This window comes from Rothia sp. HSID18069, assembly GCF_003989155.1.
In the GTDB taxonomy this organism is placed as follows: domain Bacteria; phylum Actinomycetota; class Actinomycetes; order Actinomycetales; family Micrococcaceae; genus Rothia; species Rothia aeria.
The window spans coordinates 155,031-180,837 of sequence record NZ_RBMG01000002.1 but is presented as its reverse complement, the minus strand read 5'-3'; the positions used below and the strand labels follow the sequence as shown (position 1 = coordinate 180,837).

21 protein-coding genes are annotated in these 25,807 nt (G+C 59.1%); 18 read left to right on the top strand and 3 right to left on the bottom strand.

The genetic code is table 11. The annotated features are described in order from the left end of the window. The first annotated feature begins 62 nt into the window (after positions 1-62). Entirely contained in the window at positions 63-1,859 is a 1,797-nt protein-coding gene (locus D8M41_RS06640; protein WP_126926633.1) for a cell division protein PerM, read from the top strand. 53 nt (positions 1,860-1,912) lie between these two features. On the opposite strand, the gene D8M41_RS06635 is transcribed toward D8M41_RS06640, so the two are convergent. Continuing rightward, entirely contained in the window at positions 1,913-2,380 is a 468-nt protein-coding gene (locus D8M41_RS06635) for a hypothetical protein (protein WP_006888165.1), read from the bottom strand. Positions 2,381-2,481: 101 nt separating this feature from the next. Between D8M41_RS06635 and purN the strand changes: the two genes are divergently transcribed. From purN to D8M41_RS06610, 5 genes are all read left to right on the top strand, one after another. Further along, positions 2,482-3,045 (top strand): phosphoribosylglycinamide formyltransferase, encoded by a 564-nt coding sequence (purN, locus tag D8M41_RS06630; protein WP_126926632.1) that lies wholly within the window; start codon positions 2,482-2,484, stop codon positions 3,043-3,045. 110 nt (positions 3,046-3,155) lie between these two features. Continuing rightward, the gene (gene purH, locus D8M41_RS06625) at positions 3,156-4,760 is read left to right on the top strand and encodes a bifunctional phosphoribosylaminoimidazolecarboxamide formyltransferase/IMP cyclohydrolase (protein ID WP_126926740.1); all 1,605 of its coding nucleotides are present in this window, start codon (positions 3,156-3,158) and stop codon (positions 4,758-4,760) included. Positions 4,761-4,906: 146 nt separating this feature from the next. Continuing rightward, positions 4,907-5,476, top strand: a complete 570-nt coding sequence (locus D8M41_RS06620) for a TetR/AcrR family transcriptional regulator (protein WP_006888056.1) — start codon at positions 4,907-4,909, stop codon at positions 5,474-5,476. A gap of 155 nt (positions 5,477-5,631) precedes the next feature. Then, positions 5,632-6,912 (top strand): serine hydroxymethyltransferase, encoded by a 1,281-nt coding sequence (gene glyA / locus D8M41_RS06615; RefSeq protein WP_126926631.1) that lies wholly within the window; start codon positions 5,632-5,634, stop codon positions 6,910-6,912. Positions 6,913-7,061: 149 nt separating this feature from the next. Beyond that, positions 7,062-7,940 carry a bifunctional methylenetetrahydrofolate dehydrogenase/methenyltetrahydrofolate cyclohydrolase gene (locus D8M41_RS06610; protein ID WP_006888049.1) on the top strand — a complete coding sequence of 293 codons (879 nt, stop codon included), beginning with the start codon at positions 7,062-7,064 and terminating at the stop codon, positions 7,938-7,940. Between the two features lie 137 nt (positions 7,941-8,077). On the opposite strand, the gene D8M41_RS06605 is transcribed toward D8M41_RS06610, so the two are convergent. Next, positions 8,078-8,947 carry a GntR family transcriptional regulator gene (locus D8M41_RS06605; protein WP_126926630.1) on the bottom strand — a complete coding sequence of 290 codons (870 nt, stop codon included), beginning with the start codon at positions 8,945-8,947 and terminating at the stop codon, positions 8,078-8,080. A 105-nt stretch (positions 8,948-9,052) separates the two neighbouring features. On the opposite strand from D8M41_RS06605, the gene D8M41_RS06600 reads away from it, so the two are divergent. From D8M41_RS06600 to D8M41_RS06580, 5 genes are all read left to right on the top strand, one after another. Further along, the gene (locus D8M41_RS06600) at positions 9,053-9,511 is read left to right on the top strand and encodes a hypothetical protein (protein WP_232617545.1); all 459 of its coding nucleotides are present in this window, start codon (positions 9,053-9,055) and stop codon (positions 9,509-9,511) included. Further along, the gene (locus D8M41_RS06595; RefSeq protein ID WP_126926629.1) at positions 9,508-10,356 is read left to right on the top strand and encodes an exodeoxyribonuclease III; all 849 of its coding nucleotides are present in this window, start codon (positions 9,508-9,510) and stop codon (positions 10,354-10,356) included. The genes D8M41_RS06600 and D8M41_RS06595 overlap by 4 nt, the downstream gene beginning before the upstream one ends. Before the next feature lie 44 nt (positions 10,357-10,400). Then, complete coding sequence (gene trpS / locus D8M41_RS06590) at positions 10,401-11,480, top strand: tryptophan--tRNA ligase (protein WP_126926628.1); 1,080 nt, start codon at positions 10,401-10,403, stop codon at positions 11,478-11,480. A gap of 43 nt (positions 11,481-11,523) precedes the next feature. After that, the gene (locus D8M41_RS06585) at positions 11,524-12,096 is read left to right on the top strand and encodes a 2'-5' RNA ligase family protein (RefSeq protein ID WP_126926627.1); all 573 of its coding nucleotides are present in this window, start codon (positions 11,524-11,526) and stop codon (positions 12,094-12,096) included. 163 nt (positions 12,097-12,259) lie between these two features. Next, positions 12,260-13,624, top strand: coding sequence for a hypothetical protein (locus D8M41_RS06580; protein ID WP_126926626.1), 1,365 nt, complete (start codon positions 12,260-12,262; stop codon positions 13,622-13,624). Between the two features lie 201 nt (positions 13,625-13,825). On the opposite strand, the gene D8M41_RS06575 is transcribed toward D8M41_RS06580, so the two are convergent. Next, the gene (locus D8M41_RS06575) at positions 13,826-14,935 is read right to left on the bottom strand and encodes a mannose-1-phosphate guanylyltransferase (protein WP_037232861.1); all 1,110 of its coding nucleotides are present in this window, start codon (positions 14,933-14,935) and stop codon (positions 13,826-13,828) included. Between the two features lie 308 nt (positions 14,936-15,243). Between D8M41_RS06575 and sdhC the strand changes: the two genes are divergently transcribed. From sdhC to D8M41_RS06540, 7 genes are all read left to right on the top strand, one after another. Continuing rightward, positions 15,244-15,702, top strand: a complete 459-nt coding sequence (gene sdhC, locus D8M41_RS06570) for a succinate dehydrogenase, cytochrome b556 subunit (protein ID WP_080727397.1) — start codon at positions 15,244-15,246, stop codon at positions 15,700-15,702. Positions 15,703-15,705: 3 nt separating this feature from the next. Next, positions 15,706-16,191: a succinate dehydrogenase hydrophobic membrane anchor subunit gene (locus D8M41_RS06565; RefSeq protein ID WP_006888205.1), complete on the top strand. Its 486-nt coding sequence runs from the start codon at positions 15,706-15,708 to the stop codon at positions 16,189-16,191. Positions 16,192-16,237: 46 nt separating this feature from the next. Then, the gene (sdhA, locus tag D8M41_RS06560) at positions 16,238-18,001 is read left to right on the top strand and encodes a succinate dehydrogenase flavoprotein subunit (RefSeq protein ID WP_006888069.1); all 1,764 of its coding nucleotides are present in this window, start codon (positions 16,238-16,240) and stop codon (positions 17,999-18,001) included. Between the two features lies 1 nt (position 18,002). Next, positions 18,003-18,791: a succinate dehydrogenase iron-sulfur subunit gene (locus D8M41_RS06555; RefSeq protein WP_006888283.1), complete on the top strand. Its 789-nt coding sequence runs from the start codon at positions 18,003-18,005 to the stop codon at positions 18,789-18,791. A 103-nt stretch (positions 18,792-18,894) separates the two neighbouring features. Continuing rightward, positions 18,895-20,145 carry an amidohydrolase gene (locus D8M41_RS06550; protein ID WP_006888057.1) on the top strand — a complete coding sequence of 417 codons (1,251 nt, stop codon included), beginning with the start codon at positions 18,895-18,897 and terminating at the stop codon, positions 20,143-20,145. A 1,253-nt stretch (positions 20,146-21,398) separates the two neighbouring features. Next, on the top strand, positions 21,399-25,037 hold the full coding sequence (locus tag D8M41_RS06545; protein WP_126926625.1) for a hypothetical protein: 3,639 nt from the start codon (positions 21,399-21,401) through the stop codon (positions 25,035-25,037). Positions 25,038-25,068: 31 nt separating this feature from the next. Further along, the gene (locus D8M41_RS06540) at positions 25,069-25,773 is read left to right on the top strand and encodes a MazG nucleotide pyrophosphohydrolase domain-containing protein (protein ID WP_126926624.1); all 705 of its coding nucleotides are present in this window, start codon (positions 25,069-25,071) and stop codon (positions 25,771-25,773) included. Positions 25,774-25,807: the final 34 nt, after the last annotated feature.

Genomic DNA, 25,807 nt, shown 5'->3' with positions numbered 1-25,807 from the left:
CCCAGGCCAGATATAGGGGCGTAATGGGGCTTGACTAAGATTCATGGCATGATTGAAGGATAATGAAAAGCTTCTCCCCCTTCTCACGGTACTCGGTCCCCATGCCCCTGTGGATGCAGGGCGCGGTTGAAATGCTCATCACCGCCCTCATCTCATTCGGTGCGGTATTCGTGCTGCTGCTGGCCGTCTGGCTTAATAACGGTTTCGACAGCGTCGATATTGCGGCGCTTTCCCGCCTGTCGGTGCACCTGTGGCTGCTCATCCACGGGGTTCCGCTGCATCTTTCCCAAGCATTCGGGCCCGCCGCGCCGCACGGGCTCATGACGTTCATACCATTGGGGCTCAGTATCGCCCCGGTGCTGCTGTGCTTCAGGGCGGGGCGGCGGCTGGCCCGCGCCTCCTACGAGGGGGAGTTCTTTATCCCGGTGGGGGCGGGGGCAGCCACCTATAGCCTGCTCTCTGCGGGTGCCTTCGCTTACGCCAGCGCCGAACACAACCCGCTCAGCCTGCTCGCGGCGGCTCTTATCCCGCTGGGATTCGTGCTGACGGGGCTTATCTGGGGCGGCTACTATGAGGCACGGTCACTGGCCCGCATGGTCGGGGTTGATACGGCTGAACAAATCTCCCGCATGAGCCAGTATTCCCGCTGGGCTGGATCCTACGCGTGGGCGGTGGTGCGGGCATCCGCGGTTGCCGTTGTCGCCTTCGTAGCAGGCGGGGCGCTGCTGCTGTTCGCCTCAATTATGGTGAACTGGGCGCGGATTGTGAGCATCTACCAGAGCCTGCACGCCGGGGCGGTGGGGGATTTCGCGGTCACCATGCTGCAGCTGGGGTATATCCCCAATATGGTCATGCACTCCATGGCTTGGTCCACCGGTTCCGGGCTGTCATTCGGGGCGGGAACGAACGTGGGGCTGGCGCATTCAACCGTGCAGGCACTGCCCCTGTTCCCCTCGGTCGGAGCCATACCCCAGAACCTTGGGTTCATCGGGTACGGGGCGCTTATTGTGCCGGTGGGGGCAGGGTTTTTGGCCGGTCTGTGGTTCTTACGCGAAGGTGAAGACCACTTTGACGAGTGGGTGGCCCTCAAAATCCGGGTGCGCGCCCTATCCCTGCCAGTATCCGCGATAGGGCTGGGGGTGCTCGTTGGGGTGTTCACCGGCTTCGTATCGTTCATACTGGGCTGGCTGTCCAGCGGGTCGCTGGGGGCCGGGCCGTTCACCGAGATCGGGCCGCACCCCGCTAAATTCGCAATGTACACCATGATCCTGGTTGGTGCCGGTACCGCAGCGGGGAACATGATATCGCGCCTATTTGTCTCTGACAGCAGTCGTGAGCTCTCACGCTTTGCCGACGAGAAACCAGCGGTAAGCGAGCGCGTCAACGCCTATTTCGGGTTTGGGGCGCATAAAACCCGCGACGTAGCCCGGCAGGATTCCGCAGCGGATAGCCACGAGTCGCGCACCGACAACCCGCGCCCGAAAACCCGGCGCAGCTGGGCTCTTTTCGGGGACGAATCTGATACCGATTCCCGCCCCTCTGCCAACGATGAACCTGCTACCGGTGGGCAGCCGGCAGGCAAGGCGGCCAGCACCGATGAAGAGGTCCCCGAGCAGGAGAGTAAGGCCGCTGCGACGGTTGAGGACACCACCCCCGAGCCCAGCGCCGAACCGAAGAAAAAACTGTTTGAGGTTGATTATTCGGCTCATGATGCTGCAGAAACAACCGAGGTCATAGAGCCGGTGCGGGACGAAGAGGCCGGTGAATCCGGTGACCAAAACCACCCGCATAGTTCACCGATGGCCGCAATGAACCGCATCTTGGGCCGCCATAAAGACAAGGGTCACCACAAGAGCTAGGCGGGCTCATGGTGCCATTGGTTCTCCGTTCCGGGGGGCACCCCGGAAGGAGGCTATGGGGATTGAGTGCCCAGCTGGGTGGCCTGCCGGTAATAGGTGTCCTGGCAGGTCTGCTGGTCGCTAACGGTCAATGACTGGTGCAGACAGTCCCGGTACTCCCAGTACGCGGGGGAGATCAGCATTACCAGGCACATGATGAGCAGGAAAAACTCGGTCAGAATCCCGAAGCTGGCCAGAACATAGAACACAATGGGGGAGCGCGTGAGCGCGGTGCGCACAATCACCACAATATTAAGCGCCAAACCCGCCAGCAGCACCACGGGCGCCAAAAGGAAAAACGGCATGGGGTAGGTCAGGCACACCAGCCCCAGGAAGGTGGAGACAACGGCTAAACCCTGGGCTCGGGCGATGCGCATCACGGTGCGGCGGCGTTCTTCAGGGTCTGGCGGCTGAGGCGCCCCCAGACGGTTCGGGTGTTGAGGGGCCGTGGGCTGCTTAGTTGGCTGGGGCGGGTTCTGCATACCCTTAAGGGTACTGCTTCTTCCGGTGGTGTTTTCGCTGGGCGCGTATCCTACATGCCCCTGTGGCGGTGCGCTAAACTATTGCTGTGCGAATTGTGATAATGGTCTCCGGGTCCGGTACTAACCTGCAAGCTATTCTCGATGCCGTGAGGGCGGGCGAGCTGAACGCAGAGATCGCCGCTGTAGGCGCTGATAAGCCCTGTACTGGTCTTAACCGAGCCGCCGCAGCCGGGGTTGAAACCTTCCTGGTTGAGCCGGCAGACTATGCTGACCGCGAGCAGTGGAACCGCGCTCTCGAAGAGAAAATCGTCTTCTACACCCCCGATTACGTTGTATTCGCCGGGTTCATGCGTATTGTGGATGCGCAGCTGGTCGCCCGCTTTGAGAACCGGATTATTAACACTCACCCCGCGTTGCTGCCCTCATTCCCCGGGGCGCACGGTGTGCGGGATGCGCTCGCCCACGGCGTTAAAATCACCGGGCTGACGGTTCATTTCGTGGATTCCGGGGTCGATACCGGCACGATTATCGCCCAGGCCGCGGTGCCCGTCGAGGACGGCGACACCGAAGAAAGCCTGCACGAGCGCATCAAGGTGCAGGAACGCCAGCTCTTGGTGCGGACCCTTGCAGAATTCGCCGCACTTCCTAACCCCCAAAACCCCTAGAACTTCCTGCCCGCACGGCACCGCATCCCGGTGCATGCGGGCAGTATTGAAACCCCGCCACGGGGTACCACCCATTCACCGAGCAAGAAGCAACGGAGTAATTAGTGTCTATGAAGAAGCTCGATCGTCTGCCCCTGCGCCGCGCCCTCATTTCCGTGTACGACAAAACTAACCTGGCGGAGTTCGCCCGCGGTCTGCACGAGGCAGGCGTGAAGCTGGTGTCTACCGGTTCGACCGCATCCACGATCGCCGCCGCCGGTGTGCCCGTCACCGAAGTCACCGAGGTTACCGAGTTCCCCGAATGCCTGGAGGGCCGCGTGAAGACCCTGCACCCGCGCATCCACGCCGGTATTTTGGCCGACCGCCGCAAACAGGAGCATATCGACACCCTCACCGAACTCGACGTTGAGCCCTTCGACCTGGTGGTTGTGAACCTATACCCCTTCGCAGAAACCGTGGCATCCGGCGCCGACCAAGACGCTATTATCGAAAAAATTGATATCGGTGGCCCCTCAATGGTGCGTGCCGCCGCAAAGAATCACGATGCGGTCGCTGTCGTGGTAGACCCCAAAGACTATGAACGCACCGTAACCGCCGCTCAAAACGGCGGGTTCTCCCTGGAGGAACGCCGCCGCCTGGCCGCCGGTGCCTTCGCCCACACCGCCGCCTACGATACCGCCGTCGCTACCTGGACCGCCGCGCAGTTCCAGCAGGATGAAGACGCCAACTTCTGGCCCCCCTACGCTGGTTTGGGCTTTGAACGCAGCGAGACCCTGCGTTACGGCGAGAACCCGCATCAGCGCGCGGCTCTGTATGTGGATCCCGCAGCAGCCCCCGGTATCGCCCAGGCTGAGCAGATTCACGGCAAGGCGATGAGCTACAACAACTATGTGGATGCCGACGCCGCCCTGCGCGCCGCCTACGATTTTGACGAGCCTGCGGTCGCCATCATCAAGCACAACAACCCCTGCGGTATCGCAATTGCAAACCCTAACGCCGCAGACCCGATTGCCGATGCGCACACTAAGGCTCACGCCTGCGATCCTCTGTCCGCCTATGGCGGCGTGATCGCGGCAAACCGCCCGGTCACCAAGGATATGGCGCAGGCCGTTAAAGATATTTTCACCGAAGTTATTGTGGCACCCGGATACGAGCCGGAAGCCCTCGAAATCCTGGAAACCAAGAAAAACCTGCGCCTGCTGGTGCTTCCCGAGGGATTTGGGCGTGAGGCTATCGAGTACCGCTCGATTTCCGGCGGCGCGCTCTTCCAGGAAGCCGACCGACTTAACGCCGAGGGTGATAACCCGAAGAATTGGCAGCTGGTCGCCGGTGAACCTGCCGACGAAGCCACTCTGCGCGATCTTGAATTCGCGTGGCGTGCCCTGCGTGCCCCCAAATCGAATGCGATTATGCTCGCCGATAATGGTGCCGCCGTGGGTATCGGCATGGGGCAGGTTAACCGCGTGGATTCGTGCAAACTCTCGGTTGAACGCGCCAATACACTCGGCGGAGAAGACCATGAGCGTGCCCGCGGTGCGGTTGCCGCATCCGATGCTTTCTTCCCCTTCGCGGACGGCCTGCAGGTTCTTCTCGATGCCGGTATCCGTGCGGTCGTGCACCCCGGCGGCTCGATCCGTGATGACGAAGTGATTCAGGCCGCGAAGGATGCGGGCGTCACCATGTATCTGACCGGAACCCGCCACTTCTTCCACTAATCTTTGGCGTTTCCCGCGCCATACTGGGGTAAAAACCGGGTCAATCCGCAGCAATAACGAAGCGCACTTTATGTGAGTCATATCATATAAAGTGCGCTTTGTGGCGATAACCCACAATGCGCCCTCAGATTCGATAGGATTAAGACGTGCCTAAAGTCAGCGAAGAATACAAAAAGAATCGGCGCTCGCAGATTATTGACGTAGCTCGCGAGTGTTTCATTAAGCATGGCTACCAGAAAACTTCGATGAACGAGATTATCGCCGCCACGGGGCTCTCGGCGGGCGCAATCTATAACCACTTCGGATCTAAAAACGACATTATGCTTGAGGCGGCACGCCTGGATTTAGCCCCCTTCACGCGGGTACGTGCCGATAAACCCTGGGACTATGTGCTGGGGTGTCTGCGGCTGCTGGATGCCACCAAAACCCGCAGGTTCCTGCTGGCCACCTGGGGTGAGGCTGTCTCATCCCCCGATATTTCCGCCGTCGTCACGGAACAGCTCACCGACCTGCGCGATATGGCACTTGACCGCTACCGTGAATGGGGCTCACGTGAACTAGACTTCACCGAAGAAGAACTCGACGGGTGGCTTGATGTTATTGGCGCGGCGGTGCTGTCCGTGCTGACAGGGTATGTGGTGCAAACCCAGCTTCTGGGGAAAGAAAAACGCGACGCATATCTTGAATACGCCTCCGCTATTCTCACCCAGTCATAAACATATGTACCCGGTGCGGGCAGTAAAGCCAGCGCTCACGCCTTGAATACACCCGCAATATTGTCTACTGATGCGCCCGCTATCCGGTACTATGAGAGGCACATCATAAATATCTAGACAGTGGTGCACAGCACCGCACCCCTAGGAGAAAAAGCATGACCGAACGCGCAACCGTGACCCTTGAGGTCCCCCTCGCCGAACTTGACCCCGAGGTCGCCGAAGCACTCGATTTGGAGCGTAAACGCCAGCAAAACACCCTGGAAATGATCGCCTCCGAGAACTTCGTGCCGCGCGCCGTACTCCAGGGGCAGGGGTCGGTGCTGACCAATAAGTACGCGGAAGGCTACCCGGGCCGCCGCTACTACGGCGGTTGCGAATTCGTCGATATTGTTGAAGACCTGGCTATTAAGCGGGTCAAGGAACTTTTCGGTGCCGAGCACGCCAACGTGCAGCCCCACTCCGGCGCCCAGGCGAATAACGCCGTCATGCACGCCCTGCTGAACCCCGGTGAGAAGATTATGGGCCTTTCACTGGCGCACGGCGGGCACCTCTCGCACGGTATGAAACTGAACGTCTCGGGTAAGCTCTACGAAGTTGTCGCCTATGAGGTGGGCAACGATGGCCGGGTTGATATGGAGCAGGTGCGGCAGCTTGCGCTCGCTGAGCGTCCCAAGGTTATTATTGCCGGGTGGTCGGCATACCCCCGCCAGCTGGATTTCGCGAAATTCCGTGAGATCGCCGATGAGGTCGGCGCCTACCTGTGGGTTGATATGGCTCATTTCGCCGGTCTGGTAGCGGCTGGTTTGCACCCCAACCCGGTGCCGCACGCCCACGTGGTTTCCTCGACCGTGCACAAGACCCTAGGCGGCCCCCGCTCCGGGTTTATCCTGTGCACCGAAGAGCTTAAGAAAAAGATCGACTCAGCGGTATTCCCCGGGCAGCAGGGCGGCCCGCTCATGCACGTGATTGCCGCGAAAGCGACCGCTTTCAAGATCGCCGCAACCGAAGAGTTTAAAGACCGTCAGAAGCGCACAATCGAGGGGGCGCGCATCCTGGCTGAGCGCCTGACCCGCCAGGATATGCGCGATGCGGGCGTTTCCATCGCCACCGACGGTACCGATGTGCACCTGGTACTGGTCGATCTGCGCCACCACCAGCTCACCGGTAAAGAGGCGGAAGACCTGCTGCACGATGCGGGTATTACCGTTAACCGCAACGCGGTGCCGAACGATCCCCGCCCGCCGCTGGTGACCTCCGGGCTGCGTATCGGCACCTCAGCCCTGGCAACCCGCGGTTTTGACGCGGCAGGCTTTACCGAGGTCGCCGACATTATTGCCTCAGTGCTGCTGCCGCAGCACGATATCGCGGCCCTGCGTCAGCGCGTGAGCGTACTGTGCGAAAAGTACCCGCTCTACGTGGGAAGCGAAAACTGGTAGACCTCTTAAAGACCCCGCCACGGCACCTCGCTGGGTGGGGTCTTTGAGCACGCACACACAACCAGCTCGCCCGGAACCACCCGGGACGGAACAAATAACCAAGGCACCGGCCTGCAGGCTGGTGCATGACACCAAGGAAGGAACTCATCATGCCACAGATTCTCGACGGCAAAGCCACCGCCGCGGCCATTAAGAATGAGCTGACTGAGCGCGTTGAGGCGCTTAAAGCTCGCGGCATCACCCCCGGTCTGGGAACAGTACTCGTGGGGGACGACCCCGCCTCCCACTCCTATGTGGGCGCCAAGCACCGCGACTGCGCCGAGATCGGCATTAACTCGATCCGCGTGGATTTGCCCGCAGACATCACCCAGGAACAGCTTGAAGCCGAGATTGATAAGCTCAATCACGACCCCGCCTGCACCAGCTACATTGTGCAGCTTCCCCTGCCTAAGCACCTGGACACTAACCGTATTTTGGAGAAGATCGCCCCCGAGAAAGACGCAGACGGCCTGCACCCCACCAACCTCGGCAAGCTGGTGCTGAACGTCTCAGAGCCGCTGGACTCGCCCCTGCCGTGCACCCCCAACGGCGTGATTGAGCTGGTGAAGCGCCACGGCATCGACTGGAACGGGAAGAACGTTGTGGTGCTTGGGCGCGGTATTACCGTGGGCCGCCCGCTGGGGCTGCTGCTGACCCGCCGCGAAATCAACGCCACCGCAACCCTGGCACACACCGGTACCCAGAACCTTGACGAGGTGCTGCGCCAGGCGGACGTGATTGTCGCCGCCGTGGGCGTGCCGCACGTACTGAAAGCAGACCAGGTGAAGGACGGCGCAATCCTGCTGGATGTGGGCGTCTCCCGCGCCGAAGACCCCGAAACCGGTAAGAAGAAACTCTTCGGCGACGTTTCCCCCGAGGCAGCCGCGAAGGCGTCCTGGGTGTCCCCGAACCCCGGTGGCGTGGGCCCCATGACCCGCGCGGAGCTGCTCGTTAACGTTGTGGAGACCGCAGAACGTCAGGCAGGCTAACTGCCTCGCCGCATCACTCAACAGTTGTTCCTGCGTAATACTCCCACGGCCGGGGTACACAACCCCCGGTAACGGGTGTTACGCAGGAACAACGTGTGTGAGGGCTCTGCCGCCTACAAGCTGCGGCTGCGAAGAAGCTAAAGAATCATCTCGTAAAAATACGCTGCGGACTCATAGAGGGTCACGCTGTACTCTACCGGTTCGCCTTCACCGGTGTAGCCGGTGAGCGTCACCTGCAGCGCAGCGGCACCCACCGTGGGGAAGCCATTAAAATCTGCGGCATCCTGCTCCGAGAACAGGGACGCCTCAATGCGCATCCGCCCGTGCTCCACCGTGTACTCCGAGCCTTCCTCCTGCGGGGAACCTCCCGCAAACGCCTGCGACACCGTCGGATCCAGCACCGTGCTGGCGGCATCAGGCACCAGGTAGACCCGCTCAAAGCCGATCGGGGTGCCATTGGCCAGCCGTAACCGCCGCGCATACAGCACCTGTGAACCGACCGGCACCAGCAGATTAGAAGAAATCCTCTCATCAGCCTCAACCCAGCGGGTAGCGATCATGCGCGTAGACGACTCCATGCCGCGGCGGCTCATGTCTTCAGCATACGAGCAGATACGCGGGATAAAGCTGGCCTGTGAATGGTCCGCGACGTACGTGCCGGAACCCTGCTGGTTATAGATCAGGCCCTTATCAAGCAGGTATTTGAGGGCATTACGCACCGTCTGACGGCTCACCCCAAACTGCAGCTGCAACGCCCGCTCAGTGGGCAGCTTATCGCCGGGGCTGCCGGGGATAATGTAGCGCTGCTCCAGCAGACGAATCACCTGCTCATACTTCGGCCCGGGCACGGGCGGCAGTGTCTGAGCCAGCAGGCCCGCCTCGTCGGGGTGTACAGGGTGCTCAGCCTCATCCACCGGGTGTGTGGTTTCGCTGTCGTGGGGGTCTCTGCCTGCGCCGAGGGTTTCGTTGGCGTCAAAGCTGCTGCCGGAAGGGTTAATCGGGATCATAAAACATAGTCTACCCTCCCGGGCAAATATTTACCCGTACAGCATCACGACAAAAATTGCTGCCCGAACCGGATGCACCGGTGCATTCCTGGCATAATGAATACTATGCTCACACACGACGCTCACCCCGATGCTGCCTCACAGGCATCTGAACGTAAAGCCATGATCGGTGCGGGGGTGGGTATGCTCATCCTTGTGGTGCTGTTGGGTGCCGCCATCGCAGCCGCCGATTCCGTGCTCGGCTGGGTACTTGCCGGGCTGATTCTTGGGTGGCTGGGGTTGGCATGCTACCTGGTGGTGGGGGTTCTCTCTGCGGTACGGGCGAATCGTGCCAGCTATAAGGCACTGGCACACGCCCGAGCTGAAGAGCAGGATGGGATGCTCGCCGATAAACTGTCACATAGTTTTCAGATTGTACTGGTACAGTCCCGGGAAATCAGCAAATACCTGGACGAAGACGGGGAACAGTCCCGCACCATGATTGAGCGTGCGCTGGATACTATTAACACCACAGCATCCAACGGGATGGGAATGGTCAACGACGAAATGAGGGGTGAAGAATGAGTCGCGCCGCTAAAACTCTGCGTGTCGCCAGCGTGAACGTCAACGGTATTCGTGCCGCCTACCGGAAAGATATGGCCACATGGCTTGCTGGCCGCGACGTTGATATTCTTTGCCTGCAGGAGGTTCGTGCTCCCGATACGATCGTGCGCGAACTTCTCAACGAAGACGACTGGAATATTCTGCACGCCGAAGCCGCCGCCAAAGGACGCGCCGGGGTGCTGGTGGCAACCCGCAAACACCCCAATGCGAACGGTGAGCTTCTGAAGAACCAGCCTGTCGCTACCCGCTCCACGATCGGCGACGACTATTTTGCGGACGCTGGCCGCTGGGTTGAGGCGGACTACACCCTGCCCACCGGCGAAACCCTCACTGTTGTAAGCGCCTACGTGCACTCCGGCGAGGTTGGAACGCCCCGCCAGGATGACAAATACCGCTTTCTCGACCGTATGCTCGTGCGCCTGCCCGAACTCGCTCAGCACTCGGATCACGTGCTCATTGTGGGAGACCTCAACGTGGGGCACACCGAGCTCGACATTAAAAACTGGAAGGCAAACCAGAAACGCGCCGGTTTCCTGCCCGAAGAACGCGCATATTTCGATAAATTCTTCGGCGATATCGGCTATGAGGACGTGGCGCGCAAACTCGCAGGTGAGGCGCCCGGGCCCTACACCTGGTGGTCCTACCGCGGCAAAGCCTTCGATAACGACGCCGGGTGGCGTATCGACTACCATATGGCTACCCCAGCGCTCGCCACGAAAGCCGTGGAAGCGACGGTTGATCGTGCCGCCTCCTACGATGAGCGGTTCAGCGATCACGCGCCGCTGGTGGTAGACTACCAGCTCTAACCCTGTACCCGAACCCCGCATTTTCACCCCAGAAAGCTACAAGGATGACCATGGAAAACCTGCCTGAGGGCACCACGTCTCATACAACCAATATCCCCAACGCGTCTGCAGGACGCACCCGCGTGTTTTCGGGGGCGCAGCCCTCAGCGGATTCCTTGCACTTGGGCAACTATATTGGTGCGGTCGGTAACTGGGTGAAAATGCAGGAAGACCCGAAGAACGAATGCCTGTTCTTCATCCCCGATATGCACGCGATTACGGTTCCGCAGGACCCAGCGGCGCTGCGTGAGCGCACCCGCGTGACCGCCGCGCAGTACATTGCTGCTGGCATCGACCCCGCGCGGTCCCCGTTCTTTGTGCAGTCCCATGTGCCTGAGCACGCCCAGCTGGCGTGGGTGTTGAACTGCGTGACCGGCTACGGTGAGGCATCCCGCATGACCCAGTTCAAAGACAAAGCGCAGAAACAGGGGACCGACAACGCCTCGGTGGGGCTGTTTACCTACCCGGTGCTCATGGCTGCGGATATTCTGCTGTACCAGGCGGATGCGGTGCCTGTGGGTGAGGATCAGCGCCAGCACCTTGAGCTCACCCGTAACCTGGCGCAGCGGTTTAACTCGCGGTTTGGGGAGACGTTTGTGGTGCCCGAAGCGGCGATTCTGAAAGAGACCGCAAAGATTTACGATTTGCAGGAGCCCACCTCAAAAATGTCGAAGTCGGCAACAACGGAGAAGGGCCTCATTAAAATACTGGATGACGCTAAAACCACCACGAAGAAAATTAAATCCGCCGTCACTGATGATGGTTCCGTGATCGCCTACGATCGTGAGACGAAACCCGGTGTGTCGAACCTGCTGTCGATCTACTCTGCACTGACTGGTGAGAGCATTGACGCGATTGTTGCCCGGTACGAGGGGAAAATGTACGGCCATCTGAAGGTTGATCTGGCTGCGGTGGCGGTTGAGAAGCTATCACCCATGCGTGAACGCACCCTTGAACTTGTGGCAGACCCCGCTGAGCTGGATCGTCTGCTGGCTATTGGGGCGCAGAAGGCGCGTGAGTTAGCGACCGTTACCCTTGAGAATGTTTATGACCGCGTGGGGTTCCTGCCCGCGCTACGCGGCTAACCACGCAACCGGTTAATACGTCAGAAACCGAAGGAGCCCGACAGTGACCGCCGAATACACCGCCAGCTTGAGGCGTCCCTCACCGACGCTGAAAGAGGGGCAGCGCTACCTGAGCCTTATTGCGCATGTGCCCGACCCCTTGGCATCCCGCCTGCTGGGGTGGAAGCGTGAGCAGGACATCGCTGTGGGGCTCAGCGCACACGTGACCGTGTATGTGGGGCAGCTCAGTGAGAAGGTCGAGGCCGGGTGGCGGTCGGTAAAGTTTGCGCAAGCCCTGGGTGATACCGGCACGGTCAGACTGCAGGTGGGTGGGGTGAGTACTTTCCGCCCGGTGACTGAGGTGGATTACCTGTCGATTGACTGCGGCGCGGATGCGCTGCACCAGCTTCATCAGGTGTGCGTGCGGGAGCTGGGGGAGTGTGCCACACCGTTCCCGTACGTGCCGCATATTACGCTGGGCCAGAACTTGTGTCCCGGGCAGGTGGCTGAAGCAAAAACTGTTTTTGATGCGCTTCCTGCTGCTGAGCGTTCTTTCGCGGTGGATGCGTTGCACGCCTACGCCTATGACGGGGCGGAGTGGGAGCTGCTGGGAAGTATTGACCTGGCCCTAGAATAACGGCTTCTTAGAACGTGGCGTAAAGAGCGGAAATATATTAGTCAGGCACGGGCGCATGCGCCCGTGCCTTTTTGGTGCCTTGCCCTACAGCCATTTATGAGAGAGGTGAGCCACTGTATAACCGTTTAGAAGAATGGTTCTCATTTATGTTATGGTGGTTCACATGCGCAACACACGTACAAAATTTTTAACATCCCTTAGTTGTTTCGGGGCGCTGTTTACCCTGGTAGTCAGCGGATGCTCCTCGGGTACTAGCTCCACTAGTACCAGTGCCTCCAGCTCGGAAAGCTCATCGGCAAGTGCCAGCACCTCCGCAGCCCCCATCGTCGAAAGCAAAGGCTCCTCCAGTCGTGTAGCTGTTACCTATGACGGCGGCGTGCTCGTATACGACGCTAAAGATATGAAGCTGCTGCAGGACATTAAAAAAGACGGGTTCCTCCGTCTTACCCCCGCCGGGGATAACCGTCACCTCGTGGTTGCTGATGGCAACAGTTACGCGTTCTTAGACACGGGGGCATGGTCGGTGCCGCACGGGGACCACTCGCATTACTACACGACTACCCCCACCCTCAGCTCCCTGTCGTTAGCTGCGGACCATACCGGGCATGTGATCACCGATAATGGGAAGAGCGCCGCTTTTGCCGACGGCACCGGCACTTTCGAGGTGTATAGCCCCTCCGACTTGACCGTGAATAAACGCACCGCCTCCGAGCTGAAAACCCAGCAGGTGAAACTGCCCGCACCGCATCACGGGTTCGCCATTCCGCTGCCGGATGGGCATTACCTGGTGTCGGTAGGGGATGAGAAGACCCGCACCGGTGCGGCTGTGGTAGACGCTCAGGGCAAGACTATTACTGAGAATAAAGAATGCCCTGGTGTTCACGGCGAGGCTATTGCCAAAGACGGTGTGATTACCGTTGGGTGCACCGACGGGGCGCTCATCTACCGGGATGGCACGTTCACCAAGGTGAACAACCCTGAAAACCCGTACTCGCGTTCCGGGAACCAGGCAGGCTCGGCCGACTCGCAGTATGTTTTGGCGGACTATAAGACCGATAAAGACGCCAAACTGGAACGCCCCGAGAAGTTCGCCATTATCGACACTGTGGCGAAAAAACGCACCGTATACTCCCTGCCGCAGGGGGTAAGCTACACGTTCCGGTCATTAGGGCGTGGGCCTCAGGGGGAGGCGCTGCTGCTAACTACCGACGGTAAACTGCGTATTTTTGACCCGGCCACCGGCTCTGAACTCGGCTCGGTACAGCTCATGGATGCCTGGAGCGAATCTGAAACGTGGCAGGATCCGCGCCCGGCCCTGTGGGTGGATGGTAAAACCGCCTATGTGAGCGACCCAGCAACGAAAAAGCTGCACGCGGTGAATATTGCAGATGCTAAGGCCCCCAAAACCCTGGTGAGCGTTGAGCTGCCGCAGACTCCAAATGAGCTAAGCGGTACATCATCCTCGAAACCGGCCCCGACTCAGGACCACGGGCACGGTGAAAGCCATGAGGGCGATCACGGCCATTAGCCGCGAAGGCACTGACTGAACACAATAAGCTGAAGGCTCCCGCTTCGGTTGATATGACCGATACGGGAGCCTTATGCATGTGCCGCTGGCAAAAGTGCGCGGGCACCCCGCACTGCTCGTCGGGGGGGGGTACCCGGGCGTGCTTTACTGAGTACGCTTTAGCCGGGCATACTTTCCCCGCGCACTTTTGCTGGTGAGATTTTAGAGCAGCTCGGTGAGTCCGCGCTCCTTGAGCTCGCTCACCGCCTCCTTGACTTTCTGCGCCTGCGAACGCGGGGCGACCAGCAGTGCGTCATCGGTGTCTACCACCACAATATCGTCCAGCCCAATCACCGAGATTTTACGGTCCGTTGTTGAGACGACAATACCGCTGCAGCCCTGGTTAAGAACATTCTGGTTATCGCCAAGGATGGTGAGATCCTCACCGGTTTTCTCCTGGTTAAGGCGCGCCACGGCGTCGAAATCTCCCACGTCATCCCAGCTGAATGAGCCGGGTACCATGGCAACATCGCCTGCTGCGGCTGCGGGTTCTGCCACCGCGTAGTCAATAGCGGTTTTCGGCAGGGTGCCCCACACTCGTTCCATAATGTCTTCGCGCTCCGGGCTGTCCCAGGCGTTAGCAATCTGCATAATACCCGCATGTAGTTCGGGCTCGTTGGCCGCAAGGTGTTTGAGCATTAACTCGGCGGGGGCTACGAACATGCCCGCGTTCCAGGCGTATTCGCCGGAGTCCAGGTACTTCTGGGCGGTTGCCTCATCAGGCTTCTCAACGAAAGAATCCACGGCGAGGGCGTGGGGTGCCTGCTCAATCCCTAGCGACTCCCGGGCGTGAATATACCCAAAAGCGCTTGAGGGGTGGGTGGGGGTGATGCCAATGGTGACAATTTTTCCGGTCGCGGCGGTCTCTACCGCTTCAATGACGACCCGTTGGAACTCGTCGACGGGGCTGATCACGTGATCAGCGGCGAAGGAGCCAATGATCGCATCGGGTTCGCGGCGGTGCAGGATAGCGCAGGCTAGCCCAATGGCGGCGGCGGAATCGCGCGGGGAGGGTTCAAGAACCAGATCGGCGGCGCGGAGCTCGGGAATCTGCTGAGTGACAGCGTTTGCGTGGGCGACCCCAGTGACCACCATGAGCGAGCCATTGCTCAAATCAATGAGTCGGTCATATGTTTCCCTTAAGAGGGAACTACCCGAATCCGTTAAGTCGAGCAGAAATTTTGGGGCGTGTGCTCTGGAAAGAGGCCAGAGACGGGAACCGACGCCCCCGGCTGGAATGAACGGTCGAAAACGCGAAAGTGTAGTATTCATCAATTACAGAATATCGCGGGATGCGTCATGTTCTCGTTTCTTAAACCTTTTTGCCAGCTGCTGATAGTAGATTTTTATCACATAAGGTTAAGGTTAGTTCCGCATGAACTCGCTGCAGAACAGGATATCGCTAAAGAGATATGACCTAATTAACCTGTCTAATATAGTCGACATTGTGTCAATAAGCCCTGCGCGAACCTGGTATCTTGTAAGCAACAATATGATTTCACGGTTGTCGCTGGGAGCGCTTCCCGCTGAGGTTTCACACAGACCCCGATGCTCTCCAGCGGTCTACAGGAGGTTATTCAGTGCCGAATATGTCTAAGGGCACCCTATACCGCGGCCGCTATGGAATGTGGTCGTGGGTGGCCCACCGCGTAACGGGTATCGCCATTTTCTTCTTCCTACTGGTTCATGTGCTCGACACCGCCGTGGTGCGTATCTCCCCTGAGGCATACAACAGCGTGCTGAGCCTATACAAGAACCCCATCATGGGTTTGGGGGAGATGGCCCTCGTTGCGGCTATTGTCTACCACGCGTTCAACGGTATCCGCATTATCCTCATTGACTTCTGGGGCCCGGCCACCAACTCGAAGGTTGAGCACATTCAGAAGCCGAACAAGGACGGGATTATTGAGACCTCCGAGAAAGCAACCTACAACCACATTAAAATCCTGTGGGTTGTGCTGGTGCTGTGGGTCATTTTTGTTGCCGGTTTTGCAGTACGCCACCTGCCGAACGTTTTCGCCCACATTGGAGGTCACTAAGCCATGGCTACCCCGCTAAAATCCCGCGTTGCCATCCCGCGCATCCGCGATAACAAGATTGATGGCGTCAAGTACAACCGCTCCTCCTCTAAACGCAATAACTTTGAGATGTTCGCCTGGCTGGGGATGCGCCTCTCAGGTGTTCTGCTGGTGGTGCTGATCTTCGGCCACCTGTTTGTAAACCTCATGGTGGGGGAAGGTATCCACGCCATTGATTTCGGGTTCGTGGGCGGTAAATGGGCCAACCCGTTCTGGCAGGTCTGGGACCTGCTGCTGCTGTGGCTGGCGATGCTGCACGGCACTAATGGCATCCGTGTGGTGATTGATGATTACGCCGAAAAAGACCGGGTGCGCGTGTGGCTGAAGATTATTCTGTTCCTCGCCTCGGCGTTCGTGCTTCTGGTGGGAACCCTCACGATCTTCACCTTCGACCCCTGCCCCTCAGGCGCGGCATCCCACCTGCTGCCCAGCTTCTGCGCCGCCCGCTAACGACGGCCAGCACACGTACAGAGTTTTCGATACAAGAAAGAACATCATGCAGGTACATAAGTACGATGTAGTGATCGTCGGCGCCGGTGGTGCCGGGATGCGCGCCGCCATCGAAGCGGGTCAGCGAGTTCGCACCGCCGTGCTGACCAAACTATACCCCACCCGCTCCCACACCGGCGCCGCCCAGGGCGGTATGTGCGCCGCACTGGCTAACGTCGAGGAAGACAACTGGGAGTGGCATACGTTTGACACCGTCAAAGGCGGTGACTACCTCGTCGATCAGGACGCGGCAGAGATTATGGCAAAAGAAGCCATCGATGCCGTGCTCGACCTTGAAAAAATGGGTCTTCCCTTCAACCGCACCCCCGAGGGGCGTATTGACCAGCGCCGGTTCGGCGGTCACACCCGCGACCACGGTAAAGCAGCGGTACGCCGCGCATGCTACGCCGCCGACCGCACCGGCCACATGATCCTGCAGACCCTCTACCAGAACTGCGTGCGCCACAATGTGGAGTTTTACAACGAGTACTATGTGCTCGATTTGGTGATGGTCAAAGATGAAGAAGGCCGCCCCCGCCCCGCCGGGGTTGTCTCCTACGACCTGGCAACCGGTGAAGTGCACGTCTTCCAGGCAAAATCTGTGGTGTTCGCCTCCGGCGGCTGCGGCAAGATCTTCAAGACCACCTCGAACGCGCACACCCTCACCGGTGACGGTATGGCGATCGCCCTGCGTAGTGGCCTGCCGTTGGAGGACATGGAATTCGTGCAGTTCCACCCCACCGGGCTGGCCGGGCTGGGTATTCTGGTGACGGAAGGCGCCCGCGGTGAGGGCGGCATCCTGCGTAACTCTGACGGCGAGCGTTTCATGGAACGCTATGCACCCACCATTAAAGACCTGGCTCCCCGCGATATTGTGGCTCGTGCAATGGCGAATGAGGTGCGTGAAGGCCGCGGCTGTGGACCCAACAAAGACTATGTGCTGTTGGACCTGACCCACTTGGAACCCTCCCACATTGACGAGAAGCTGCCGGACATCACCGAGTTTGCCCGCACCTACCTGGCGGTTGAGCCGCACCACCAGCCGATCCCGGTGTTCCCCACCGCGCACTACGCAATGGGCGGTATTCCCACGAATAACGAGACCGAGGTGTACTTCAACAGCGAAGAAACCGTACAGGGTCTGTACGCTGCCGGTGAGGTGGCCTGCGTGTCGGTGCACGGCGCGAACCGTCTAGGCACCAACTCGCTGCTGGACATTAACGTGTTCGGTAAACGTGCGGGCCGTAAAGCGGCCGAATACGCCGCATCCGCAGAGTTTTTGCCGGTTCCCGATGATGCTGCTGACCGCGTGCTGGGTCTGTTGGATACCCTGCGTGAAAACAAAGGTACCGAGAAGGTCGGCGCTATCCGTGCAGACCTGCAGAAGACCATGGACGCCGACATGCAGGTGTTCCGCACCGAAGAGACCATCCGCCGCGCCCTGAAAGTCATTAGTGAGCTGGAGGAACGCTACGAGAACATCTCCATCCAGGACAAGGGCAAACGCTTTAACCTTGATCTGCTGGAGGCTGTGGAACTGGGCTTCCTGCTGCAGCTGGCGAAAGTCATGTCGGTAGGGGCCCTGCACCGCCAGGAATCCCGCGGCGGCCACTACCGCGAGGATTTCCCCAAGCGTGACGATATGAATTTTATGAAGCACTCCATGGTCTACCTTGACCCCGAGTCTGAGTTTGAGGGCGTGAAGGGCCTGCGCTTCGACACTAAGCCCGTCATTTACACCCGCTACGAGCCCAAGGAGCGTAAGTACTAAAATGGCTGAAAACGAACTTCCTGAACCGGAATCCGTCAAGCTTTTTGAAGGTATGACCGGCGGCGACGGCGGCGCTATCCCCACCTACGACGTGACTATTCGGGTGCGACGCTACAACCCCGAGGTCTCTGACGAGGCGTACTGGGACGACTTTAAGATGCAGATGTACCGCACCGACCGTGTGTTGGATGCGCTGCACAAAATCAAGTGGGAACTGGACGGGTCCGTCTCATTCCGGCGCTCCTGCGCGCACGGCATCTGCGGTTCGGACGCAATGCGCATTAACGGGCGTAACCGTCTGGCGTGCAAGACCCTGCTGAAAGACCTCGACATGACCAAGCCGATCACGGTCGAGCCGATTAAGGGCCTGCCCTGCGAGAAGGACCTGATCGTGGACATGGAGCCTTTCTTCCAGGCGTACCGCGAAATCATGCCGTTCTTCATTAATGACAGCAATGAGCCGGAACGTGAGCGTCTGCAGACCATTGAGGACCGCGCACGGTTTGACGACACCACAAAGTGCATCCTGTGCGCCGCGTGTACCTCTTCGTGCCCCGTGTTCTGGACGGACGGTCAGTACTTCGGTCCTTCCGCGATTGTGAACGCGCACCGGTTCATTTTCGATTCCCGTGATGACGCCGGAGACCTGCGCCTTGAAATCCTCAATGACAAAGAGGGCGTGTGGCGCTGCCGCACCACCTTCAACTGCACCGAGGCATGCCCGCGCGGTATTCAGATTACTAAGGCCATTGCTGAGGTGAAGCAGGCCATTCTGGCACGCTCCCTATAGGCGCCCTCACCCAGTCCGATGCGCGGCACCGGGTGGGAAGAAACAGCCCCGTTGCGGGGTGAAAGTTCTTCCTACCGGTGCCGCGAGGTGTTTAATAGTAAGTATGGTTTTCGCTAATTCACGTTACGATCTTTCAACCCCGGTGTTTGACGAGTGGGTTGCGCGCATGATGCCCACCCTGACCGAATTCCGTCGGCAGGTGCACCGCAACCCGGAGCTTTCGTTCCGTGAAGTGAAAACAACCGAGCGTATTATGAATCACTTGCGTGGTGCGGGCATGAGCCCTGTGGCGTGCGAAGGAACCGGCTGCTATGTGGACATCGGCAACGGCCCGTTCGCCTTAGCGCTGCGAGCCGATATTGACGCCCTGCCCATTGAGGAACAGACGGGCTTGGAGTATGCCTCAGCCGTGCCGGGAGTGATGCACGCCTGCGGGCACGATATTCACCAGACGATTATGCTCGGGGTGGCGCTTGCGCTGCACGAACTGAACGAGCGCACCCCGCTGGGCCGCAGCGTGCGCATCCTATTTCAGCCTGCCGAGGAGCAGCTGCCGGGTGGTGCGGTGCAGATGATCGACCAGGGTCTGCTGCGGGGCGTGCCGCGCGCTTTTGCCCTGCACTGCGACCCGAAAGTTGATTTGGGGCAGATCGGCACACGTATCGGGGCGATCACCAGCGCCTCGGATACGATCAAAATTCATTTGAGCGGCCACGGCGGGCACACTTCACGGCCGCATCTGACGGAGGATTTGATCTACGCGATGAGTCAGATCGCGGTGCAGGTGCCCGCAGTGCTGACTCGCCGCACCGATGTGCGTTCGGGGGTGCTGGTCGCCTGGGGGCAGGTGAACGCTGGGGTGGCCCCAAACGCCATCCCCGCTGAAGGGTATTTGGCGGGAACTATGCGCTGCCTAGACGTTGAGGTGTGGCGCCACGCCGGGCAGCTGCTGGATGAGGTGATTGAGCAGGTCGCGGTGCCTTTCGGGGTGAACGCCCGGGTGGAGCATATTCGTGGGGTGCCGCCGGTGGTGAACACCGACACCGAGACGACCATGATTGAGAACGCCGCCCGGGCTGAACTGGGGGAGGACTCAATCGTGCTGGTGGAGCAGTCTATGGGCGGAGAGGACTTCGCCTGGATGCTGCAGGAAGTTCCGGGCTCAATGTTCCGGCTGGGTACCCGCGCCCCTGAAGACCCGACATATGACCTGCATCAGGGGGATTACAACCCCGATGAGCGCGCTATCGGCGTGGGCGTGCGGGTGATGGCTGCGACCGCTTTGCGTGCGGTGCGTTTTGAGCTGGCAAAAGCCGCGAAGGCCGCAAACCCGGTACGGGATGAGGCCCGGTAGAGTATATCCACTTGTCCTAGTGGGCGGGCGTTTTAACGGTGAGGATGCCCCACTGGATTCTCTCACGGAACCAAGAACATATCAGAAAATAATTGCGGTTAATTATATTTTATGATGAGCTTTGCCTTGCGCCGAAAAATAAATTATTTAAAAATATTTAATGAATTTAATTTTACTCAAGAGATTATTATATATACTCGGGGGAGCGGCGGAGAAAATGCTCATCTTTACTTAAATGCTGAACACATTAAACTAATTGCTGACATTGATACATGTTTATCAATAATTCATTATAATTAAAACTGGTATTGTAAAATACCCTGGCGCTATGAGGGTTATCTGTTAGAGGATAGGCTTCTGCACATGCACCGGGCAGGAATCCACAAGTGACCTGCGCAGATATATGTTGAGCCCGGATAGGGCGGCATGTTCGTCTTATGGACTCTCATATGAAGGGGGTAATGGGTGCAGAGAATATTACTGAATAAGCATGGGATGTGTCAGAGCTACCCGAGTTTTTATTAAGAGGGTGAATTGACCAGTTAGCTTTTTGCTATTTTCCCGCGTGATAAAGGTGAACTATTTAAGGATCGTGATAGTGACAGCACGGTAATAGCAGAACGTATCATAAGTGCCGCAGGTAGTGGATCTGCAATGTGCGGGAGTGCGATGAATGAGCATGGGTGTGGCAGAAGATGCTGGCCCCATGTAGCAAGAGATTCTCAAAACCCTGCCAAATGGTACATGCCCCAAGGATATGATGATCTTGAGATCAGACACTTGGCCCGTAAGGAACTAAAGTGTTTACACGCTCAACTACGTGAGTAGGCAAAGCTGCGAGGCGCCCTTTTCTCAGCTCTAGTCTAAAGACAATGAAAACTTACCGGTTTTGAGAATAGCTTCAGGCAGTTGCCCGACCGTCATTATGCTGAATAACAATCGTGAGGCGGTTTTTGCGCTTTCCATAGTGATGAACACACTGTCAAATTTGCTTCGGTGTGCATGGAGGCGGGTACTCCAGGTATGGTTTAGGTATTCCATTTATTGTATAAAATCCCACCCGGGCGTGCCTCATAAACGGCATGTGCCGCACCATTGAGCGGTTTTACCCGCAGAAATACGGCGGTTCACCCGCATTTCTGCGGCCCTGATATACCGGGTAGGCGATAGAATGGGATGCAGACACACCAGACACACTCAGCTCTCGCCGTGTCCGCCGGGAGCGCCGACAAGAACTAGTGGAGGGGACCACAGTGGGAATCTTTGGAATCGGCAAGAAAAAATGGGAAGCACAGGTGCGCGCAGCTGAAGAAGCAGCCGCAGCGGAGGCGGAAGAGCGAAGCCTGAGCGAAAAAGTGATGGAACAGCAGCAGTGGGAGGAATCCCTCCGGAAATTTGTGCGCACCGAAAGCCAGCGGTCCCAGGGTCAGCGTGTTGTCGAAGAAAACGCACGCCACACCGCTGCATCTGAAGACTTCTTCGAAGAACACGACCAGGACTCCACCGACAGCGCGAACCTGGTGCACCCCGGCGCTGAGGAACAGGAACTAGAAGCCACAACCAGCGAATCCAACACCCAAACGCAGGAACCCGAAGACGACGGCTACGACACTGACGATGCGCCCGCCCAGGACCCCTACGATGATGAGGGATACGACGCCTCAGCTGAGTACGAAGACGACTATGAGGACGAAGACGAAGACTACGATGATGAGGACGAAGACGAAGAGACCCGTCAGGCGCGCGTAAAAGACTATATGACCCGTCTCGGGCTAACTAACGATGAGAACGACCCCGAGCAGAAGATTGAGCTGGTCACCGACGAGACGGTGCTGCTGCACCTGCCCGACACCCCGGAAGAAGACGCCCACACCACCGTAACGGAACCTGAGACGTACGCGGGGGCGCTGCCGGTTATCTCGGCTCAAGATACGGGGGCTTCGGTGCAAGAAACAACCGATACCGGGCAGGTTGCTGAGGCGGACGATAGTGAGAACAACCCCGAAGACATCGAGCACTATGTGCCTGCAGGGCAGGAATCAGTAGCTGGTACAGGCGCAGCACACCAGAGCCCCAGCATCGCCGATGAAGTTGCCTTTAACGCATCGGATAGCCCCGCCGAGGCCCCTGAGGGAGCCGTGGACAATCATCGTTCGGCGCGCCCGGAGAATGAGGTTGAGCGGTTCGAGGAAGTCCCCATGATTGAGTTTGCCCCGATTCAGAACTCCCTCAAGAAGCCCAGTGAGAGCCCCGTAGCGAGCGTTGAGGAAGAATCGCGGGAACTGCATCATGATGATGCTGAACCTCACGAAGAAGACACCCGAACCCCGGAAGGCTCAACCGCTGAGGCTGCTGGTGCAGACCCGTTAAGCAGCACCCCCACCCCTGAGCCTGCTGCCGTGGCCGCAACAACAGGCGCGTCTGCGGCTGTAGCAGACTCTGCGGGTCTTAGCGGCACCAGTGACGACACGCATCACGCACCTGAGCCGATATTTGATGCTCCTGATGCTGAAGTGCTGACTCCTGACAACCCGCTCTACACGCTTATTGAGACCATGCGTGAGCACGGTCATGGGCAGCTCACCTTTGACCTGCACCAGGTTAATGACGATATGAACTACCGCCTGTACTACCAGGGGGATGAGATTGAAAAGGGCGTCGTAGTGCCCGGAACCATCTGGTTCGATTCTGTAGCGGCGCTTTATGTTGCGGCACAGGATTCGGGTACGGTGTGGACCCGCGCCCTCGTGGCGGCCAGCCCCAGCCTGGGCGGGCGTGTGGCGGTGCAGGCCTCATACATGAGCGCTGCGGACTCCACGAACTGGGATAAGAACTATATTTTCCCGGCAACGGAACAGGACAGCGACGCTGCGGACACTATAGCGGAGGCAGCACCCGCCACGGCCTTTGCGGAGGGCACCGAACCCGGTGCCGCCCCTGAACCGACACACGACTACGACGCTGACCCGCTGATGCGCACCAACACCGAAAGCGAGCAGGACGAAGCACCCGGCGAGAAGACGCAGGATGGCTTTGAAACCGCCGATAAGGCAGAGCCTACGCATGATGAGGTATTGAACGAAACGACAGGCGCTGCGCCTCTGCCGGGCCTTGATGAGACTCAGGCGCCGGAAGAGCAGGAGACCGCGCTCCGTGAAAACACCCAGGATGAGCCTCTGCCGCTGGGTGGACACCCCCTCAACCTGGTCAAGGCAGATGAAGGCAGCGATGAGCCTGATGAGGCTAAGGAGCTGCTGAGCGAGGCTTCCGAGCGTGATGAAATGCCTCAGCCTGCAGCCGAAGATTCTGTGCTCTCCACCGAAGATCCTGCGGGCTCCCTCACCGAGGACCTCCCCGGGGAGGATGTTTCCCGTCAAGACACGCAACAGGACAGCGCCGAGCTGGACGACACCGAGCTGGATAATGCCAAGCTGGACGGCACCGAGGAAGACAGTATTGCAGCCACCACCGATACCGACACGTCTGGGGGCAGCAACAAGCCGGGTCAGGCGGGCCACGCCAGCCTTACCGCACAGAGTCTAGCTCCGCACACTGACACCACCGCTGAAGCTGAGAACACCTCTGAAGCCGCAGACTCCGGGGCCGAAGAGGAAGACATTGATGGGATGGCCGCTGCGCTCGCGGCGATTGTGGCCAGCGCCGAAAATAAACTTCAGAAGCCGCAAGCTCAAGCACCTCTCGCTGAGGATTCTGTGGAGGACAGTGCCCCCGCCCCAACGGTGCACGAGACGGTTGCCGCCCTCAATGAAGGTGCTGCGGCCCCTGACCTGGGCGAGGACGAGCCGGTGCAGGCCCCTGACGACGGTGCGGCAGTTAACGACGATACCGGCCCTCTGCCCGCAGTCTCTGCCGACGCCTCTTGGCAGCAGGACGAGCCTGAGGACACCGCGGCAGGGGAGAAGGATAAGGAAAACACTGCCGCTGGTTCCAGCAAGATTGTGAATGTTACCTCTGCTGTTGCGGCAAATGATGCTTCAGCTGAGGCCGCCGCCGGGTTCTTACGCCCCGCCGATGCGCACACGACGAATCTTGTCGATGCTGCCGCTTTCACCCGCGCAGCGGATACCGGTGATGCTGGTACCGAAGCGGACCATACTGTTGATCCTGAAGCACAGGCCCCCATGACGGGCGCTGCGGACTTGGATACTGTGACTGCCGCAGCCAGCGAGGGCGCGGCCCATCGCGGCCCTGAACTTCCCGAGCATGTGGATGATGAGGAGCTGGTACCTGCGGTTGAGAAGGAGTCTTTACTGGCTCCCGTGCAGCAGACTGCTGCTGAGACGGAGACGGAGCAAAAGCCTGAGTCCACGTGCTCGGATCCCGATACGCCCACGGTCTGCGCTGATCCGGATACCCCCACCGTACAGCCTGCCGCAGATGTGAGTGTGCTCTCCGATACGAAGCTCGCCGAGGGGAACCTGACTCTCACCGAGGCGCAGGTGGCGCATCGTTTGGCTCCCGTGGTTGAGGCCCTGTTCGGTGAGGGCGGCACGGCTACGGATGCCACTACGGTGCTGATTCGTGTGCGTGCCCTTGGCTCGTACTATGACGCCCTGACGCATGTGCGCCGTAACGGGTTCTGGGAGCAAGTGCGCACCTTCGACTTGGTTCCTGAGGAGACTCTGGATATTCCGCGGCTGAAGACCGATTCGTATAGTGAGGGTGAGGGGTCGCCGCTGGCGATTAGTCTCACGTTCACCCCGGGGGTTCCGGTACAGGCGGCGTTTGATTATTCGAGTGAACAGGCGTTTGTGCGGTATCCGCGCCAGCTTGAGGCGGAGCGTTATGTGGAGGAGCTGCGCATGTTCCCGCGCCTTGGCGCCAGGATTCCTGCGCATATGGCGGCTGCGCTGGCGCACTGGAATCTGTAACACCCACTGAAATCTATAGGAGAATCTGCCTGTGAATGAAGATAAAGCGTCCGAGAAGGACGTAGCTGAGGTTGCCGCACGTGCGGGGAGAGCCTTCGAGCGTTTAGTGCACACGATGGCGACCCTGCGCGCGCCCGGCGGGTGTCCCTGGGATGCCGAGCAGACTCATCAGTCCCTCATCCGGTTCCTGATTGAGGAATCCTATGAGGTTGTGGAGGCTGTCGAAGCACCCGAAGGCACAAACCTGCAGCTTTTACGTGAAGAGCTGGGCGATGTTCTGCTTCAGGTTCTCTTCCACGCCGATATTGCGGCCTCAGAACCGGGCGGCTTTACGATTGCGCAGGTGATCGAGGGCCTGGACACAAAACTTCACGATCGGCACCCGAATGTTTTCGGTGATTCTTCGGGCGAGTCCCGGATGACCGCCGCCGAGCAGCAGGTTTTCTGGGATGAGCTTAAGAAGAAGGAGAAATCCGATCGGGGTCCGCTTGACGGCATTCCTCCTCATCTGCCTGCGCTGGCCTTAGCGGCGAAGGCGATTGCTAAGGCTCGCAAGGCCGATATTGTGTTGCCGCCCGAGCCTACCTCCTTAGACGACGATCTTCCGTTTACCTATAGTGAAGAAGATTTTGGTGAGCTGCTTTTCTCCCTGGTGTGCCGCGCACGGCAGAATGGGCTGGAGGCGGAACGCGCCCTGCGTACCTACACCCGTAAGTTCATTGAATACAATTCGTAGACTGTGGTAGAGCGAACGACCCGTCTGCGCCGCG

Coding starts and splice junctions, on each gene's coding strand:
- trpS (WP_126926628.1), top strand. CDS start 10,401: ATGACCATGGAAAACCTGCCTGAGGGCACCACGTCTCATACAACCAAT.
- D8M41_RS06555 (WP_006888283.1), top strand. CDS start 18,003: ATGGCTGAAAACGAACTTCCTGAACCGGAATCCGTCAAGCTTTTTGAA.
- D8M41_RS06605 (WP_126926630.1), bottom strand. CDS start 8,947: ATGATCCCGATTAACCCTTCCGGCAGCAGCTTTGACGCCAACGAAACC.
- D8M41_RS06640 (WP_126926633.1), top strand. CDS start 63: ATGAAAAGCTTCTCCCCCTTCTCACGGTACTCGGTCCCCATGCCCCTG.
- D8M41_RS06595 (WP_126926629.1), top strand. CDS start 9,508: ATGAGTCGCGCCGCTAAAACTCTGCGTGTCGCCAGCGTGAACGTCAAC.
- D8M41_RS06575 (WP_037232861.1), bottom strand. CDS start 14,935: ATGAATACTACACTTTCGCGTTTTCGACCGTTCATTCCAGCCGGGGGC.
- purN (WP_126926632.1), top strand. CDS start 2,482: ATGGTCTCCGGGTCCGGTACTAACCTGCAAGCTATTCTCGATGCCGTG.
- D8M41_RS06635 (WP_006888165.1), bottom strand. CDS start 2,380: ATGCAGAACCCGCCCCAGCCAACTAAGCAGCCCACGGCCCCTCAACAC.
- D8M41_RS06580 (WP_126926626.1), top strand. CDS start 12,260: ATGCGCAACACACGTACAAAATTTTTAACATCCCTTAGTTGTTTCGGG.
- purH (WP_126926740.1), top strand. CDS start 3,156: ATGAAGAAGCTCGATCGTCTGCCCCTGCGCCGCGCCCTCATTTCCGTG.
- sdhA (WP_006888069.1), top strand. CDS start 16,238: ATGCAGGTACATAAGTACGATGTAGTGATCGTCGGCGCCGGTGGTGCC.
- D8M41_RS06565 (WP_006888205.1), top strand. CDS start 15,706: ATGGCTACCCCGCTAAAATCCCGCGTTGCCATCCCGCGCATCCGCGAT.
- D8M41_RS06610 (WP_006888049.1), top strand. CDS start 7,062: ATGCCACAGATTCTCGACGGCAAAGCCACCGCCGCGGCCATTAAGAAT.
- glyA (WP_126926631.1), top strand. CDS start 5,632: ATGACCGAACGCGCAACCGTGACCCTTGAGGTCCCCCTCGCCGAACTT.
- D8M41_RS06550 (WP_006888057.1), top strand. CDS start 18,895: ATGGTTTTCGCTAATTCACGTTACGATCTTTCAACCCCGGTGTTTGAC.
- D8M41_RS06600 (WP_232617545.1), top strand. CDS start 9,053: ATGCTCACACACGACGCTCACCCCGATGCTGCCTCACAGGCATCTGAA.